Origin of the sequence: Enterobacter ludwigii (genome assembly GCA_023023105.1) — a bacterium.
Lineage (GTDB): Bacteria > Pseudomonadota > Gammaproteobacteria > Enterobacterales > Enterobacteriaceae > Enterobacter > Enterobacter adelaidei.
The window spans coordinates 1,307,621-1,325,039 of sequence record CP083824.1 but is presented as its reverse complement, the minus strand read 5'-3'; the positions used below and the strand labels follow the sequence as shown (position 1 = coordinate 1,325,039).

17 protein-coding genes and 5 tRNA genes are annotated in these 17,419 nt (G+C 53.7%); 7 read left to right on the top strand and 15 right to left on the bottom strand.

Annotation, left to right across the window (positions count from 1 at the left end; translation table 11 throughout):
• The first annotated feature begins 58 nt into the window (after window positions 1-58).
• The 6 genes from modF (at window position 59) to gpmA (ending at window position 6,952) form a co-directional block, all read left to right on the top strand.
• Window positions 59-1,531, top strand: coding sequence for a molybdate ABC transporter ATP-binding protein ModF (gene modF, locus LCD46_06240; GenBank protein UOY71911.1), 1,473 nt, complete (start codon window positions 59-61; stop codon window positions 1,529-1,531).
• A gap of 201 nt (window positions 1,532-1,732) precedes the next feature.
• Window positions 1,733-2,749 carry a UDP-glucose 4-epimerase GalE gene (galE, locus tag LCD46_06235; protein ID UOY71910.1) on the top strand — a complete coding sequence of 339 codons (1,017 nt, stop codon included), beginning with the start codon at window positions 1,733-1,735 and terminating at the stop codon, window positions 2,747-2,749.
• A gap of 9 nt (window positions 2,750-2,758) precedes the next feature.
• Window positions 2,759-3,805, top strand: a complete 1,047-nt coding sequence (galT, locus tag LCD46_06230) for a galactose-1-phosphate uridylyltransferase (GenBank protein UOY71909.1) — start codon at window positions 2,759-2,761, stop codon at window positions 3,803-3,805.
• Window positions 3,806-3,810: 5 nt separating this feature from the next.
• A complete protein-coding gene (gene galK / locus LCD46_06225; GenBank protein ID UOY71908.1) occupies window positions 3,811-4,959 on the top strand; it encodes a galactokinase in 1,149 nt (382 codons plus the stop codon).
• Window positions 4,953-5,993: a galactose-1-epimerase gene (gene galM, locus LCD46_06220; protein UOY71907.1), complete on the top strand. Its 1,041-nt coding sequence runs from the start codon at window positions 4,953-4,955 to the stop codon at window positions 5,991-5,993. Before galK ends, galM begins: the two co-directional genes overlap by 7 nt.
• A gap of 206 nt (window positions 5,994-6,199) precedes the next feature.
• On the top strand, window positions 6,200-6,952 hold the full coding sequence (gene gpmA / locus LCD46_06215) for a 2,3-diphosphoglycerate-dependent phosphoglycerate mutase (GenBank protein UOY71906.1): 753 nt from the start codon (window positions 6,200-6,202) through the stop codon (window positions 6,950-6,952).
• Window positions 6,953-7,013: 61 nt separating this feature from the next.
• Here gpmA and aroG read toward each other — a convergent pair whose 3' ends face one another.
• Window positions 7,014-8,066: a 3-deoxy-7-phosphoheptulonate synthase AroG gene (gene aroG, locus LCD46_06210; GenBank protein ID UOY71905.1), complete on the bottom strand. Its 1,053-nt coding sequence runs from the start codon at window positions 8,064-8,066 to the stop codon at window positions 7,014-7,016.
• A gap of 183 nt (window positions 8,067-8,249) precedes the next feature.
• On the opposite strand from aroG, the gene zitB reads away from it, so the two are divergent.
• A complete protein-coding gene (zitB, locus tag LCD46_06205) occupies window positions 8,250-9,179 on the top strand; it encodes a CDF family zinc transporter ZitB (GenBank protein ID UOY71904.1) in 930 nt (309 codons plus the stop codon).
• Here zitB and pnuC read toward each other — a convergent pair.
• The 14 genes from pnuC to ybgC form a co-directional block, all read right to left on the bottom strand.
• Window positions 9,176-9,895: a nicotinamide riboside transporter PnuC gene (pnuC, locus tag LCD46_06200; GenBank protein ID UOY71903.1), complete on the bottom strand. Its 720-nt coding sequence runs from the start codon at window positions 9,893-9,895 to the stop codon at window positions 9,176-9,178. The two genes, zitB and pnuC, sit on opposite strands and share 4 nt — an antisense overlap.
• Before the next feature lie 22 nt (window positions 9,896-9,917).
• Window positions 9,918-10,961 carry a quinolinate synthase NadA gene (gene nadA, locus LCD46_06195; protein ID UOY71902.1) on the bottom strand — a complete coding sequence of 348 codons (1,044 nt, stop codon included), beginning with the start codon at window positions 10,959-10,961 and terminating at the stop codon, window positions 9,918-9,920.
• Between the two features lie 163 nt (window positions 10,962-11,124).
• A tRNA-Lys gene (locus LCD46_06190) sits at window positions 11,125-11,200 on the bottom strand.
• 24 nt (window positions 11,201-11,224) lie between these two features.
• Window positions 11,225-11,300 (bottom strand) — tRNA-Lys (locus tag LCD46_06185).
• A 46-nt stretch (window positions 11,301-11,346) separates the two neighbouring features.
• Window positions 11,347-11,422 (bottom strand) — tRNA-Lys (locus LCD46_06180).
• A gap of 3 nt (window positions 11,423-11,425) precedes the next feature.
• Window positions 11,426-11,501, bottom strand: a tRNA-Val gene (locus LCD46_06175).
• A gap of 27 nt (window positions 11,502-11,528) precedes the next feature.
• Window positions 11,529-11,604, bottom strand: a tRNA-Lys gene (locus tag LCD46_06170).
• 161 nt (window positions 11,605-11,765) lie between these two features.
• Window positions 11,766-12,563, bottom strand: coding sequence for a cell division protein CpoB (gene cpoB, locus LCD46_06165; protein ID UOY71901.1), 798 nt, complete (start codon window positions 12,561-12,563; stop codon window positions 11,766-11,768).
• A 9-nt stretch (window positions 12,564-12,572) separates the two neighbouring features.
• Window positions 12,573-13,094, bottom strand: a complete 522-nt coding sequence (pal, locus tag LCD46_06160; GenBank protein ID UOY71900.1) for a peptidoglycan-associated lipoprotein Pal — start codon at window positions 13,092-13,094, stop codon at window positions 12,573-12,575.
• A 35-nt stretch (window positions 13,095-13,129) separates the two neighbouring features.
• Window positions 13,130-14,422: a Tol-Pal system beta propeller repeat protein TolB gene (tolB, locus tag LCD46_06155; GenBank protein UOY71899.1), complete on the bottom strand. Its 1,293-nt coding sequence runs from the start codon at window positions 14,420-14,422 to the stop codon at window positions 13,130-13,132.
• A 134-nt stretch (window positions 14,423-14,556) separates the two neighbouring features.
• A complete protein-coding gene (gene tolA, locus LCD46_06150; protein ID UOY71898.1) occupies window positions 14,557-15,858 on the bottom strand; it encodes a cell envelope integrity protein TolA in 1,302 nt (433 codons plus the stop codon).
• A gap of 28 nt (window positions 15,859-15,886) precedes the next feature.
• Complete coding sequence (gene tolR / locus LCD46_06145) at window positions 15,887-16,315, bottom strand: colicin uptake protein TolR (protein ID UOY71897.1); 429 nt, start codon at window positions 16,313-16,315, stop codon at window positions 15,887-15,889.
• A 3-nt stretch (window positions 16,316-16,318) separates the two neighbouring features.
• A complete protein-coding gene (gene tolQ, locus LCD46_06140) occupies window positions 16,319-17,011 on the bottom strand; it encodes a Tol-Pal system protein TolQ (GenBank protein UOY71896.1) in 693 nt (230 codons plus the stop codon).
• Window positions 17,008-17,412 carry a tol-pal system-associated acyl-CoA thioesterase gene (ybgC, locus tag LCD46_06135; protein UOY71895.1) on the bottom strand — a complete coding sequence of 135 codons (405 nt, stop codon included), beginning with the start codon at window positions 17,410-17,412 and terminating at the stop codon, window positions 17,008-17,010. The genes tolQ and ybgC overlap by 4 nt, the downstream gene beginning before the upstream one ends.
• Window positions 17,413-17,419: the final 7 nt, after the last annotated feature.

Sequence of the window (17,419 nt, the reverse complement as noted above, 5' to 3'; positions counted from 1 at the left end):
CAATCGTACCGACAGTGAGTATCCCTGACATCTGTTGCTGCAAAAAATGGGATAAATCATGTCATCATTGCATATTTCGCAAGGCACGTTTCGTCTTAGCGATACCCGAACACTGACAATTGCCGATTTGGCAATTCGCGCAGGTGAAAGCTGGGCATTTGTCGGCACGAACGGGAGCGGTAAATCAGCCCTTGCCCGCGCGTTGGCCGGCGAGCTCCCTCTCCTCAAGGGTGAATATCAGCGCCATTTTACGCGCCTGACACGTCTGTCATTTGAACAACTTCAAAAGCTGGTCAGTGACGAATGGCAGCGTAACAACACCGATTTACTCAGCCCTGGCGAAGAAGATACCGGCCGTACGACGGCGGAAATTATTCAGGATGAGGTGAACGATCCCGCCCGTTGCCAGCACCTGGCAGAACAGTTCGGCATCACCGCCCTGCTGGACCGGCGCTTTAAATACCTTTCAACCGGCGAGACGCGGAAAACGCTGCTTTGTCAGGCTTTGATGAGCGAACCAGAGTTGTTGATCCTTGACGAACCGTTCGATGGTCTTGACGTGCAGTCTCGCGCCCAGCTGGCAACGCTGCTGGCTTCGCTTAACCAGCAGGGGTATACCGTTGTGCTGGTGCTTAACCGCTTCGATGAAATTCCGGATTTCATCCAGAATGCAGGTGTGCTGGCCGACTGTAATTTGACTGAAACAGGCGAAAAATCAGTGCTGCTTAAGCAGGCATTAATTGCGCAACTCGCACACAGTGAACAGCTTGATGGAATCACGCTTCCGGAACCCGACGCCCCTTCAGCTCGTCATGCGCTTGATCCCCACCAGCCGCGCATCGTGCTGTGTGATGGCCTTGTCTCTTATGACGATCGCCCGATCCTTAACCATCTCAGCTGGACGGTCAATCCAGGCGAGCACTGGCAGATTGTTGGCCCTAATGGTGCGGGTAAATCAACGCTACTGAGCCTGATCACCGGGGATCACCCGCAGGGTTACAGTAACGATCTCACGCTGTTTGGCCGGCGTCGCGGCAGCGGCGAAACCATCTGGGATATCAAAAAGCATATCGGGTATGTCAGCAGCAGCCTGCATCTCGATTACCGGGTCAGCACAACGGTGCGCAATGTGATCCTCTCCGGGTATTTTGATTCCATCGGCATTTATCAGGCGGTATCGGACAAACAGCACAAGCTGGCTCAGCAATGGCTGGATATTCTTGGAATGGATACCCGGGTCGCTGACGCGCCGTTTCATAGCCTGTCGTGGGGGCAGCAGCGGCTGGCGCTGATCGTTCGCGCCCTGGTGAAACATCCTACGCTTCTGATCCTCGATGAACCCCTGCAGGGACTGGACCCGCTGAACCGACAGTTAATCCGCCGCTTTGTGGATGTCCTCATTAGTGAAGGCGAAACGCAACTGCTGTTTGTTTCACACCATGCCGAAGATGCCCCCTCCTGCATCACACACCGCCTGGAGTTTGTGCCGGACGGTGAACGCTATGATTATCTGCTAAGCAAAATCGACTAAACTCCGGAGGGCGCCGCCCTCCGTTTTTCAGATAACCTGCACTAAGACATCGCTATCCCTTTGATCTACAATGCCACACGACATCAGAAAATCGGTATTTAAAAACAGTGTAAACGATTCCACTATTTTATCCCATGTCACACTTTTAGCGACTCTGTTATGCTATGGTTATTACATACCATAAGCCCAATGGAGCGAAATATGCGAGTTCTGGTAACAGGTGGTAGCGGTTACATAGGAAGTCATACCTGTGTGCAACTGCTGCAAAATGGTCATGATGTCATCATCCTCGACAACCTGTGCAATAGTAAGCGCAGCGTGCTGCCTGTGATTGAACGTCTTGGCGGGAAACAGCCAACGTTCGTGGAAGGCGACATCCGCAATGAAGCGCTGATGACCGAGATCCTTCACGACCACGCCATTGAAACGGTGATCCACTTCGCCGGTCTGAAAGCGGTCGGTGAATCCGTTGCGAAACCGCTGGAGTATTACGACAACAACGTCAACGGAACCTTGCGTCTCATCTCCGCCATGCGCGCGGCAAACGTTAAAAACTTTATCTTCAGCTCATCCGCCACCGTTTATGGTGACCAGCCAAAAATCCCTTACGTTGAAAGCTTCCCAACCGGTACGCCGCAAAGTCCGTATGGCAAAAGCAAACTGATGGTGGAACAGATCCTGACCGATCTGCAAAAAGCGCAGCCGGAATGGAGCATCGCGTTGCTGCGCTACTTCAATCCGGTCGGCGCCCATCCGTCAGGCGATATGGGTGAAGATCCACAGGGCATTCCGAATAACCTGATGCCGTATATCGCGCAGGTAGCGGTGGGCCGTCGTGACTCACTGGCGATTTTTGGTAACGACTATCCAACCGAAGATGGCACCGGCGTGCGTGATTACATCCACGTTATGGATCTGGCCGACGGGCACGTGGCGGCCATGCAGCAACTGGCAAATAAGCCAGGCGTGCATATTTACAACCTCGGCGCCGGTATTGGCAGCAGCGTGCTGGATGTGGTTAACGCCTTCAGCAAAGCCTGCGGTAAGCCGGTCAATTATCACTTCGCACCGCGTCGTGAGGGTGACCTCCCTGCTTACTGGGCCGATGCCACCAAAGCCGATAAAGAGCTTAACTGGCGTGTGACCCGCACGCTGGATGAAATGGCACAGGATACCTGGCACTGGCAGTCCCGCCACCCACAAGGTTATCCGGACTAAGGATCCGTCATGACTTCATTTAATCCCGTCGATCATCCGCATCGTCGTTTTAACCCGTTAAGCGGGCAATGGATTTTAGTTTCTCCGCATCGCGCCAAGCGCCCCTGGCAGGGGGCGCAAGAGACGCCTGCGAAACAGACGCTGCCGCAGCATGACCCGGACTGCTTCCTGTGTCCGGGCAACACCCGCGTCACCGGAGATAAAAACCCGGACTACAAAGGCACCTTCGTCTTTACCAACGATTTTGCCGCCCTGATGACCGACACGCCGGACGCGCCGGAAAGCCACGATCCGCTGATGCGCTGTGAAAGCGCTCGCGGAACCAGCCGCGTGATCTGCTTCTCGCCCGATCACAGCAAAACGCTGCCAGAACTGAGCGTGGACGCGCTGAAAGAGGTCGTCAGCACCTGGCAGGCGCAAACCGCCGAGCTGGGGCAGAGCTATCCGTGGGTGCAGGTGTTCGAAAATAAAGGCGCGGCCATGGGCTGCTCGAACCCCCATCCGCACGGCCAGGTCTGGGCGAACAGCTTCCTGCCTAACGAAGCCGAGCGTGAAGACCGCCTGCAAAAAGCCTATTACGCGGAAAACGGTTCCCCGATGCTGCTGGACTACACCCAACGTGAGTTGGCCGATGGCAGCCGCACCGTGGTGGAAACCGAACACTGGCTGGCCGTGGTGCCTTACTGGGCTGCCTGGCCCTTCGAAACGCTCTTGCTGCCAAAAGCTCACGTGCGGCGCATTACGGATCTTAGCGACGTGCAGCGCGACGACCTTGCCCTGGCGCTGAAAAAGCTGACCAGCCGTTATGACAATCTGTTCCAGTGCTCCTTCCCGTACTCCATGGGCTGGCACGGCGCACCGTTTAACGGAGAAGAGAATCAACACTGGCAGTTGCATGCCCATTTCTATCCGCCGCTGCTGCGTTCTGCGACGGTACGTAAATTTATGGTGGGCTATGAAATGCTGGCGGAAACGCAGCGTGACCTGGCGGCGGAACAGGCGGCAGAACGTCTGCGTGCCGTTAGCGACGTCCACTATCGCGAATCAGGAGTCTAAAAAAAATGAGTCTGAAAGATAAAACACAATCCCTGTTTGCTGAGAAATTTGGCTACCCTGCCACCCACGTTATCCAGGCACCTGGCCGCGTTAACCTGATCGGTGAACACACCGACTATAACGACGGTTTCGTGCTGCCGTGCGCCATCGATTACCAGACCGTCATCAGCTGTGCAAAGCGTAACGACCGCAACGTCCGCGTGATTGCGGCGGATTATGGTAATGAGACGGACGAGTTTTCCCTCGATGCCCCGATTGTGACGCACGACAGCCAGCAATGGTCTAACTACGTGCGCGGCGTGGTAAAGCACCTGCAGAAACGTAACAAGAACTTTGGCGGCGCCGATCTCGTTATCAGTGGCAACGTACCACAGGGGGCAGGCTTAAGCTCCTCTGCCTCTCTGGAAGTCGCCGTGGGAACCGTGTTCCAGCAGCTTTATCATCTGCCGCTGGATGGCGCGCAAATCGCTCTGAACGGTCAGGAAGCAGAAAACCAGTTCGTGGGCTGCAACTGCGGCATTATGGATCAGTTGATCTCCGCGTTGGGCAAAAAAGAGCACGCGCTGCTGATCGACTGCCGCTCGCTTGGCACCAAAGCCGTTCCGCTGCCAAAAGGCGCCGCGGTCATTATTATCAATAGCAACTTTAAACGCACGCTGGTGGGGAGCGAGTACAATACCCGCCGCCAGCAGTGCGAAACCGGTGCGCGCTTCTTCCAGCAACCCGCCCTGCGCGACGTGACGCTTAATGAATTCAATAAGGTGGCCCACGAGCTGGATCCGGTCGTCACCAAACGCGTTCGTCACGTGCTGACGGAGAACGCCCGAACCGTCGAAGCCGCGTCCGCGCTGGCGAAAGGCGATCTGAAACGTATGGGTGAGTTGATGGCGGAATCGCACGCCTCCATGCGCGATGATTTCGAGATCACCGTTCCGCAAATTGACACCCTGGTGGACATCGTCAAAGCCACCATCGGCGAGAAAGGTGGCGTGCGTATGACCGGCGGTGGCTTCGGTGGCTGCATTGTTGCCCTGGTGCCGGAAGAACTGGTTCCTGCCGTCCAGCAGGCGGTAGAGAAACAATACGAAGCGAAAACAGGTATTAAAGAAACGTTCTACGTGTGTAAAGCATCACAAGGAGCCGGACAGTGCTAAACGAAACACCTACCCTTGCACCGGATGGTCTGCCGTATCGCCTGTTAACCCTGCGCAACAGCGCGGGGATGGTGGTTACGCTGATGGACTGGGGTGCAACCCTTCTTTCTGCCCGCGTACCGATGCCGGACGGCAGCGTGCGCGAAACCCTGCTCGGCTGTGCCTCGCCTGAACAGTATGTCAATCAGTCCGCCTATCTGGGCGCGTCTGTAGGGCGCTACGCTAACCGCATCGCGAAGAGCCATTTTGAACTCGACGGCGTGGAGTATTCTCTGCTTCCAAGCCAGGGTGAGAACCAGCTGCACGGCGGTCCGGACGGGTTTGACAAACGCCGCTGGAAGATTGTTCGTCAAAACGATGGGGAAGTGTTGTTCTCACTGGATTCGCTTGATGGCGATCAGGGCTTCCCGGGGACCCTTATCGCCTCCGCGCGCTTTACGCTGACCGACGACAACCGTATCGCCATTGAATACCGTGCGACGGTCGACAAGCCGTGTCCGGTCAACCTGACCAATCACGCGTACTTTAATCTGGACGGTAACCAGTGCGACGTGCGTAACCACAAGCTGCAGATCCTGGCGGATGCGTATTTGCCGGTTGACGAGATGGGAATTCCTTATCAGGGCCTCAAAGACGTGAGCGGAACCAGCTTTGACTTCCGCAGCGCGAAGACTATCGCCCAGGATTTCCTGAGCGATGACGATCAGCGCAAGGTGAAAGGTTACGACCACGCTTTCCTGCTGCAGGCAAAAAGTGATATCAGCCAGCCTGCAGCACAAGTCTGGTCTGCGGATGAGAAGCTGCAGATGACGGTGTATACCACAGCCCCTGCACTGCAATTCTACTCAGGCAACTACCTTGGCGGCACGACGGCGCGCGAACACGATGAGTATAGCGACTGGCAAGGCCTGGCGCTGGAGAGCGAGTTCCTGCCGGACAGCCCCAATCATCCGGAATGGCCGCAGCCAGACTGTGTGCTGCGCCCGGGAGAAGAGTACGTCAGCGTGACGGAATACCATTTTATCCCGCATTGATTTCCAGCCCTCCTGTCGGAGGGCTTTTTTCTGCTCGCCTTGCTGAAAATAGCGCCGATCGCAGACAAAATCATAACCCTGGATTCACAAGCATCTTACACTCAGAGACTATTTTCGCTATGGTTAGGGTTAAGCGTTGCTGGTGGCACCGCCACGGCAATATAATGAGAATTGTTATCATTCTAAAAATGCTTGAGGAGTAAGAGATGGCTATTACTAAGCTGGTTCTGGTGCGTCACGGCGAAAGCCAGTGGAACAACGAAAACCGCTTTACCGGTTGGTACGACGTTGATCTGTCTGAGAAAGGCGTAAGCGAAGCAAAAGCAGCAGGTAAACTGCTGAAGGAAGAAGGCTTCAGCTTTGATTTTGCTTACACCTCTGTGCTGAAACGTGCCATCCACACCCTGTGGAACGTGCTGGACGAACTGGATCAGGCCTGGCTGCCGGTTGAGAAATCCTGGAAACTGAACGAGCGTCACTACGGTGCGCTGCAGGGCCTGAACAAAGCGGAAACCGCTGAGAAATATGGCGACGAGCAGGTTAAACAGTGGCGTCGTGGCTTCGCAATCACCCCACCAGAGCTGAGCAAAGATGACGAGCGTTACCCGGGTCACGACCCGCGTTATGCGAAACTGACCGACGCTGAGCTGCCAACCACCGAGAGCCTGGCGCTGACCATCGATCGCGTTGTGCCTTACTGGAACGAAACAATTCTGCCACGCCTGAAAAGCGGCGAGCGCGTGATCATCGCAGCTCACGGTAACTCCCTGCGTGCGCTGGTGAAATACCTGGATAACATGGGTGAAGACGAAATCCTCGAACTGAACATCCCGACTGGCGTACCGCTGGTGTATGAGTTCGACGAAAACTTCAAGCCAATCAAACACTACTATCTGGGTAACGCAGAAGAGATCGCGGCGAAAGCAGCGGCCGTTGCGAACCAGGGTAAAGCGAAGTAATTTTCGCCGGATATAAAAAAAGCGCGGAACCTTCCGCGCTTTTTTATTTGTGCCTGATTATTCAGCCGCGACGGGCTTTTACCGCATTCGCCAGCTGACGCAGGATCGTGTCGGTATCTTCCCAGCCGATGCAGGCATCCGTCACGCTCTTGCCATAGACAAGCGGCTCGCTGCCTTCCAGATTCTGGTTACCTTCAACCAGATGGCTTTCGATCATCACCCCAATCACCGCCTTCTCACCGCCAGCAATCTGCTGGCAGACATCTGCCCCCACTTCCATCTGCTTTTTAAACTGCTTGCTGGAGTTGGCGTGGCTGAAGTCGATCATCACCTGCGGTGGCAGCCCGGCTTTGTCCAGACCGACTTTCACTTCCGCCACATGTTTTGCACTGTAGTTTGGCTCTTTGCCGCCGCGCAGAATGATATGGCAATCACCGTTACCGCTGGTGTTAACGATGGCGGAGTGACCCCATTTGGTCACGGACAGGAAGCAGTGCGGCGCGCCCGCTGCGTTGATGGCGTCAATAGCTACCTTGATAGTGCCATCAGTCCCGTTTTTAAAGCCAACCGGGCAAGAGAGACCGGACGCCAGTTCGCGGTGAACCTGCGATTCCGTGGTACGTGCGCCAATTGCGCCCCAGCTCATCAGGTCTGCCAGGTATTGCGGCGTGATCATGTCCAGAAACTCACCGGCTGCCGGCAGGCCACTGTCGTTGATCTCCAGCAGCAGCTTGCGCGCAATGCGCAGACCGTCGTTAATCTGGAAGCTGTTGTCCATGTGCGGATCGTTAATCAGCCCTTTCCATCCCACGGTGGTACGCGGTTTTTCAAAGTAAACGCGCATGACGATTTCCAGCTCGTCTTTCAACTCTTCTCGCAAGGTGAGCAGACGGGCCGCGTACTCTTTCGCGGCTGCCGGGTCGTGAATAGAACAAGGACCAATCACCACCAGAAGACGATCGTCATTACCTTTCAGGATCTTATGGATCGCTTTACGAGCATGACAAACCGTGTTTGCGGCATTTTCAGTGGCGGGGAATTTCTCAAGGAGTGCTACAGGAGGTAATAACTCGTTGATCTCTTTGATACGTAAATCGTCATTCTGATAATTCATTTTCTTTCCAGCTCTGCCATAACTCTAGTAGTGAATGCAATCCTTTCAATCTAACTTGCTCGCCGCTTAGTGTAAACCGCCTTTTACACTCTCTCCCGGATTTGCAGAAACAGACCCAAAAATAGGTTTGTCTAACACATTAAAAACTCTACACTTAACCTAAAATGAACCAGGAAAATAGATATGGCGCACTCTCATTCGCACGCTTCCGGGGACGAAAACGCTAAACGACTGATGCTAGCCTTTGGCGTCACCGCAACCTTCATGATTATCGAGGTCATTGGCGGCCTGGTTTCCGGCTCTCTGGCGCTTCTGGCCGATGCCGGACATATGCTGACCGATGCCGCCGCCCTGCTCTTCGCCCTGCTGGCCGTGCAGTTTGCTCGTCGTCCACCGAATGCGCGCCATACCTTCGGCTGGCTGAGGCTGACCACCCTCGCCGCGTTTGTTAACGCCATTGCACTGGTGGTCATTACCGTTCTTATCGTCTGGGAGGCCTTCCAGCGTTTCAGACACCCGCAACCCGTTGCGGGGATGACAATGATGGTCATCGCCGTGGCAGGGCTGTTGGCTAATATTCTGGCTTTCTGGATTTTGCACCGAGGAAGTACGGAAAAGAACCTCAACGTGCGTGCGGCGGCCCTGCATGTGCTGGGTGATTTGCTCGGTTCAGTGGGCGCGATTGTGGCCGCGCTGGTAATCCTCTATACCGGCTGGACGCCTGCCGACCCGATTCTTTCAGTGCTGGTGTCGTGTCTGGTGCTGCGTAGCGCCTGGCGACTGCTGAAGGAGAGCGTCAATGAACTGCTTGAAGGTGCACCAACATCAATAGATATTGCTGAGTTGAAACGTAACCTGCACCGCTCTGTCCCGGAAGTCCGCAATGTGCATCACGTGCACGTCTGGCTGGTGGGAGAGAAACCGGTTATGACATTGCACGTTCAGGTGATCCCACCTCATGACCATGATGCGCTGCTTGAACGGATCCAGCACTTTCTTGAACATCACTATGAGATTGGTCATGCGACCATCCAGATGGAGTATCAGCCATGTAACGGGCCGGACTGCCACCTGAATGAGGCGCAGTCCGGCCATTCACATCATCAACATTAGCTGGAAAGCGCGTGAGAGCCTCGCTCACGCGCGCTGTTAATCCACATCCGGCTACCGTTCAACGCAATGAAGGTCAGCAGCAGATATTCCAGTGACATCGCATAGACGCCCTGCAGGGCGAAGATCACCACGCTGATGACATTGATGATGACCCACAGCAGCCAGTTCTCAACGTATTTACGGGTCATCAGGATCATCGCGGCAATCGACAACACCATCATGCAGGAATCCCAGAACGGGAAAGCATCTGGCTGAAGCGAAGGCATAGCCACATTCAACCCCATACCAGACATCACCGACACCGCTATGCGGGTCAGGAAAGCAAATACCGGGTTGATATAGACAGTCATTAAACCAATGGCGACCACGCAGGCGACAAACCAGGCGATAGCTTTCGGCAGAGGCAGCCAGCGGATTTGCAGCTCGGCCTCCTGCTGGCTGTTTTGACGCGACCACGCGTACCAGCCGTAAATATTGGCAGCGAAGAAGAACAGCTGCAAAAGCAGGCTGGCGTATAGCTGGATCTGGAAGAAGATAATCGCAAACAGCGTAACGTTAATCAGCCCAAACGCGTAATTGCTGATCTTCTCAAGGCTCGCCAGCCAGATACAGAGTAAACCAGCCAGCGTGCCTACGGCCTCAATCCATGACAGGTCATAGCCACCTGCACCAATCGGTATATGAACCAGAATGTTCTGCGTGCTAAAAAAATCCATCTTTTCCCCAGGGCATTTTGAATTAAGTACGTAGTGTAGCCGCAAAATCCAGCATGCGGTTAAGCGGAATTAACGCACCTTCACGCAGAGCGGCATCCACATGGATTTCATGTGCAGCACCGCCTGTCTCGAGCCCTTCAGCAATCGCCTTCAGGCCATTCATCGCCATCCACGGGCAATGCGCGCAGCTGCGACACGTTGCCCCCTCACCCGCTGTAGGCGCTTCCAGAAGCTCTTTCTCCGGCACGGCCTGCTGCATCTTATAGAAGATACCGCGATCGGTTGCCACGATGAGCTGTTTATTGGGTAGCGTCCTGGCCGCGTTGATAAGCTGGCTGGTTGAGCCCACGGCATCCGCCATGTCGACAATAGACTGCGGTGATTCAGGGTGAACAAGAATGGCGGCGTCAGGATAAAGCGCCTTCATGCGCGCCAGTGCCTGGGTCTTGAATTCATCGTGCACAATGCAGGCGCCCTGCCAGCAAAGAACGTCTGCCCCCGTCTGCTTCTGGACATAATTTCCGAGATGGCGATCGGGCGCCCAGATAATTTTTTCGCCCAGACTGTCCAGATGTTCAATCAGCTCAACGGCGATACTTGACGTGACCACCCAGTCAGCCCGCGCTTTTACCGCCGCAGAGGTATTAGCGTAGACCACCACGGTCCGGTCAGGATGGGCGTCACAGAAGGCCGAGAATTCGTCAATCGGGCAGCCAAGATCGAGTGAGCACTCAGCATTAAGCGTCGGCATCAGAATGGTTTTTTCAGGGCTCAGGATCTTCGCCGTTTCGCCCATAAAACGTACGCCAGCAACCAGTAACGTCGAAGCGGGATGTTTTGCACCGAAGCGTGCCATTTCCAGTGAGTCAGAAATACAGCCTCCGGTCTCTTCCGCCAGCTGCTGAATTTCCGGGTCGGTGTAGTAATGCGCCACCATCACCGCGTCTCGCTCTTTGAGAAGTCGCTTGATCTTCTCACGGTAGAATTGCTTTTCATCCAGGCTCAGCGGGACAGGCTTTGGCGGAAACGGATAGATTGCGGCTTCAGGATCAAACATCACACTCATTATGGCTTCTCGTTTTACTGGCTTAACAATATTGCCTTTCTTTTGCATGACATAGCAAAACGGACGGCAATTGTGTTTTGTATACTAAACAAGATAGCGAATTTGAGAGGAAATGTCATCGGAATGGATAGCAAAAAGGCGCCTTTAGGGCGCCTTTTTACACTGGTGGGTCGTGCAGGATTCGAACCTGCGACCAATTGATTAAAAGTCAACTGCTCTACCAACTGAGCTAACGACCCCTTGCGGGAATTTTTTCTTCGAAGTGGTGGGTCGTGCAGGATTCGAACCTGCGACCAATTGATTAAAAGTCAACTGCTCTACCAACTGAGCTAACGACCCATTCGGGTGCTGACTTCGAAGATTTTTACTCGGTGCCACTTTAAAGTGGTGGGTCGTGCAGGATTCGAACCTGCGACCAATTGATTAAAAGTCAACTGCTCTACCAACTGAGCTAACGACCCGAGTGGTGGGTGATGACGGGCTCGAACCGCCGACCCCCTCCGTGTAAAGGAGATGCTCTACCAACTGAGCTAATCACCCACTCTGTACTGCCGGTAATGCGTTAAGTGGTGGGTCGTGCAGGATTCGAACCTGCGACCAATTGATTAAAAGTCAACTGCTCTACCAACTGAGCTAACGACCCACTTTTACGCTGTTTTCACGTTGTTTGATATCCCGTGGCAACGGCGGCATATATTACTGATTTAAGAATTCAGCGCAACAAAAATTTCGATGAAGATCACTTAACTGCTTAGTAATCATGCTGCACGACCAGAAATAACGCGATTTCTGGTCATGCGATAATCATCCCATCGAATTCAGACGTTTTTGCGCCTGCTTAGCACCTTCGGTACCCGGGAATTTTGAGACCACCTGCTGATAAACCGCTTTGGCTTTCGCAGTGTCGCCTTTGTCCTGCATGATCACGCCGACCTTATACATCGCATCTGGCGCTTTTGGCGATTTCGGGTAATTTTTCACCACAGAGGCAAAATAAAACGCCGCATCGTCCTTTTTACCCTTGTTGTAATTCAGCTGACCAAGCCAGTAGTTCGCATTTGGCTGATAAGTGGAATCAGGGTATTTCTTAACAAAGTTCTGAAACGCCGCAATCGCGTCATCCTGACGAGATTGATCCTGTACCAGGGCAATGGCCGCGTTATAGTCTGTATTCGCGTCACCGCTTTGTACAGGCGCTCCTGTTGAAGCAGAAGCATCAGCCGCCGGGGCTGGCGCAGAAGTCGCCGCTCCGCTCTGATCGCCTGCTGCCGGCTGTGCTTGTGCACCACCACCACTGCTCAGGCTATCAATCTGCAACAAGATTTGCTTCTGGCGTTCCACAACCTGATTAAGCTGATACTGGCTTTCCTGAATTTGGCCACGGAGAGAGTCAATATCGTTTTGGTTATCGGAAAGTTGTTGCTGGAGTTGGGTTAAAAGCTGGCTGTGAGCGTTAGAAATACGCTCGAGTTGAGTGACCCGGTCTTCTACCGAGCCTGAGCCGACACTACTGATTGGTGCCTGAGCAAAAGCGGCCCAGGGGGCCGCTATTCCAACCAGTAACGACAGACTCAACAGATGATGTCTGAAGTTACTGCTCATGCAATTCTCTTAGTAAACCAGTACGGCACGACGGTTTTTGGAGTAAGCCGCTTCGTCGTGACCCAGTACTGCAGGTTTTTCTTTACCGTAAGAAACGATGGAGATCTGGTCAGCAGAAACGCCTTTACCCTGCAGGTACATTTTAACAGCGTTAGCACGACGTTCACCCAGGGAGATGTTGTACTCAGGAGTACCACGTTCGTCCGCGTGACCTTCTACGGTGACTTTGTAAGATGGGTTGCTACGCAGGAAGTTAGCGTGCGCATCCAGCATCGCAGCGAAGTCAGAACGGATGTCGTATTTATCCAGATCGAAGTAAACGATGTTGTTCTGCTGCAGCTGCTGCATCTGAAGACGCGCTTGCTCTTCAGAAGACATGTTGCCATTGCCGTTCGCGTCCATACCGGTGCCGGCACCCATCATGCCTTCGCCGCTCTGGTCATTGCTTGCGTTCTTGTTGGAAGAACACGCTGCGATTGCCATTACAGGCAGAGCGATCATCAGCCCCTTCAGCACTTTGTTCAGTTGCATTTCTATGATTCCTTTAGTAATCAATTAATTATTATTTACAGATACGGCGACCAGGCAGGTGATTTTACCTGTCCATCAGTTGCCGGAATACGCGCTTTGAAACGCCCATCTGTAGAAACCAGATTCAGCACAGATCCCATCCCCTGAGAAGAGCTGTAGATTACCATCGTGCCGTTAGGTGCCAGACTTGGCGTTTCATCCAGGAACGTTGACGACAGAACTTGCACGCCACCCGCTACCAGATCTTGTTTGGCAATGTGCTGCTGCCCACCGTTGGAGCTCACCATTACCATAAACTTACCGTCGCTGCTCACGTCTGCGTTCTGGTTCTGTGTACCTTCCCAGGAAATACGCTGCGGAGCACCGCCGTTGACATTCACTTTATAGATTTGCGGACGGCCTGCCTGGTCAGAGGTAAATGCCAGATTTTGGCTGTCCGGGAACCATGAAGGTTCGGTATTGTTGCTACGACCATCAGTCACCTGGCGAATCTGGCCAGAACCAATGTCCATCACGTACAGGTTCAGGCTACCGGTTTTAGACAGCGCAAACGCCAGTTTAGACCCATCCGGAGAGAATGAAGGTGCACCGTTGTGACGTGGGAACGACGCCACCTGACGAACAGCACCGTTTGCCAGTGTCTGGATAACCAGCGCTGAACGGCCGCTTTCGAAGGTTACATACGCCAGCTTAGAACCGTCCGGAGACCATGCTGGAGACATCAGAGGCTGGGAAGAACGTTTCACCAGGAACTGGTTGTAACCGTCGTAGTCAGATACACGCAGTTCGTAAGGGAACTGACCACCGTTGGTCTGAACCACATAGGCAATACGGGTACGGAATGCACCTTTAATGCCTGTCAGTTTTTCGAATACCGCATCACTGGCAGCGTGAGCCGCGTAGCGCAGGTACTGCTTAGTGACCTTGTAGGAGTTCTGTGCCAGAACGGTACCCGGCGCACCACCGGTATCAACCAGTTGCCAGGCCACGTTGTAAGAGCCGTCCGGGTTAGGCGTAACCTGACCCACAACCACGGCATCAATTCCCAGAGCAGACCATGCAGCAGGCTGTACTTCCTGCGCACTGCCCGGCTGCTGAGGCAGACGAGAACGGTCTAACGGGTTGAATTTACCACTGTTACGCAGGTCAGCCGCCACGATGCCACCAGCATCTTCAGGCGCAGCGCCAGGACCGGCCCACTGGAACGGAACAACCCCGATTGGGCGTGCCGAGTCCACCCCCTGGGTGATCTCGATACGTACTTCTGCGTGCAGTACTGCTGCCCACAGCATTAAAAAACCAAATGCTACACGTAATGCCTGCTTCATCATATCTCCCTTATCCGGGTAACCTTACCCACGATAATTTAGCAGAATGTTAACAAACCCAAATAGACAAAACTACCTGAACCCTGTGACTAAACCTGGTCTATTTTTCCCCGTTTGCACGGGGAAAATGTAACTTAAGGTTTGAAGTCCAGCGGTGCATTTTTGAAGACTTCATAGACTGCCTGAGACGGCGGTTTAGGCATCTTCGCCTGACGCGCTGCAGCCAGGGCCGCAGTACATAAAGCCGGGTCGCCACCTTCAGACTTAATATCTAACAGCATGCCGTCTGGAGCCAGTTTTATACGCAACGTACAGGTTTTACCGGCATAAGACGACGCATCATAGAATCGGCTTTCAATAGCGGATTTAATCTGCGAGGCATAACCGTTGATTTCAGCTCCTGACGCGCCGTTACTCTTAGTGTTACCACTTCCCGTCGGTGCTGCGTTGTTTCCTTTCGCCCCACCACCAGTTTTCGGCGCATTCTTACCAGAACTGAGATCGCCCAGCAGGTCGTCAACGCCCGCAGCGGCAGCGGCTTTCTCCGCAGCAGCAGCCTTTTTCGCAGCCGCTTTTTCAGCCGCGGCTTTCTTATCGGCAGCAGCCTTCTCAGCTGCAGCTTTTTTGTCAGCTGCAGCCTTTTCAGCGGCTGCCGCTTTCTCTGCAGCGGCTTTCTCTGCGGCAGCGGCTTTCTTCGCGGCGTCAGCAGCAGCTTTTTTCTCTGCTTCCTGAGCAGCTTTCTTAGCGGCTTCGGCTTCAGCTTTCTTCTGAGCATCAGCAGCGGCTTTTTTCGCGGCTTCTGCTTCAGCTTTCTTCTGAGCATCAGCGGCGGCTTTCTTCGCGGCTTCCGCTTCAGCTTTCTTCTGGGCATCAGCGGCGGCTTTCTTCGCGGCTTCCGCTTCAGCTTTCTTCTGAGCATCAGCAGCGGCTTTCTTCGCCGCTTCGGCCGCTAATTTGGCCTGGGCATCAGCCTGCGCTTTGGCGTCCGCTGCGGCTTTTGCTGCCGCTTCTTCTGCCTGCTTTTGCTGTTCCTGGGCTTTCTTCGCAGCCTCTTCAGCTTGTTTCTGCTGCTGTGCCTGCTCTTTCGCCGCTTCCTGCGCCTGCAAACGTTCTTTCTCAAGCTGCTTCAAACGCTCCTGCTCTGCGGCCTGCTTTTCACGCAGTTCTTCCGCCTGCTGTTGCGCCTGTTTTTCACGCTGCTCTTCAGCCCGTTTGGCACTCGCCTTCTGCTGTTGTTGGCGATTATAGTTCTGTACTACCGCACCGGGATCCACCATCACGGCGTCAATGGAAGAGCCTCCACCGCCGCCGGCTGATGCATCAATATGCTCGTCGAACGAACTCCAGATCAGCGCTGCAAAGAGAATAACGTGCAGCACTGCGGAGACGATTATCGCTCGCTTAAGCTTGTCGTTCTGTTCGGTTGCCTTTGACACTATCGGTTCCCAAAAACTACGCGGATGATCAAATAGGTTGAGTCATTAAGCCAACTGACTTAACACCCGCACTATGTAGCAAGTTCAGCGCTTTAATAATTTCATCGTATGGTACGTCTTTCGCGCCACCGATTAAGAAGACCGTTTTCGGATTTGACTCCAGGCGACGCTGTGCTTCAGCAATAACCTGCTCAGGAGGTAACTGATCCATACGATCTTTTTCTACCACCACGCTGTATTGCCCTACGCCGGAAACCTCAATGATGACCGGAGGATCGTCATTGGTGCTCACCGCCTGTGATTCTGTCGCATCCGGCAGATCCACTTCCACGCTCTGGGTAATGATTGGCGCTGTCGCCATGAAGATCAGCAGCAGAACCAACAGCACGTCCAGCAATGGAACGATATTGATTTCGGACTTGAGCTCGCGACGACCTCGTCCACGCGATCTGGCCATGGTTTACCCCTTGTTACTCTCGGTGCTGGTAAACGCCTGACGGTGCAGAATCGCAGTGAACTCTTCCATAAAGTTGTCGTAGTTCAGTTCCAGTTTGTTCACGCGCTGGTTCAGACGGTTGTACGCCATAACCGCTGGGATTGCCGCAAACAGACCGATAGCGGTCGCAATCAGTGCTTCTGCAATACCCGGGGCAACCATCTGCAATGTCGCCTGCTTCACCGCACCGAGTGCGATGAAGGCGTGCATGATCCCCCACACCGTACCAAACAGACCGATATACGGGCTGATAGAACCTACAGTCCCCAGGAAAGGAATGTGCGTTTCAAGGTTTTCCAGTTCACGGTTCATGGAGATACGCATCGCACGCGAGGCACCTTCTACAACCGCTTCCGGCGCATGATTGTTTGCACGATGCAGACGCGCAAACTCTTTGAAACCGCTATAGAAAATTTGCTCGGAGCCTGTAAGGTTTTCACGGCGTCCCTGGCTTTCCTGGTACAGACGAGAAAGCTCGATACCCGACCAGAACTTATCTTCAAACGCTTCAGCTTCACGGCCAGCGGCATTGAGGATACGCGTTCTCTGGATAATGATGGCCCAGGATGCGATTGAAAAACCAATCAAAATCAACATGATAAGTTTAACCAGAAGGCTTGCCTTCAGGAACAAATCAAGGATATTCATGTCAGTCACTGCTTAAACTCCGCGACAATAGACTTAGGAAGCGCACGAGGCTTCATTATGGTTGGATCAACACAGACAATCAGTACCTCAGCTGAGTTCAGTACGGTGTTCTCTGCATTGACTATCCGCTGCGTGAAAACCAGTGAGGTCCCGCGCATTGATGTAATTTCAGTTTGGACTTCGAGCATATCGTCGAGTCTGGCAGGCGCAAAATACTCAAGCGTCATCTTGCGTACCACGAAGGCAACTCGCTCAGCCAACAGCACCTGTTGACTAAAGTGATGATGGCGCAGCATCTCTGTGCGTGCCCGTTCATAAAAAGCAACGTAGCTGGCGTGGTAAACCACACCACCGGCATCGGTATCTTCGTAGTAGACACGAACCGGCCATCGAAACAGCGTTGTATTCACTTTACAT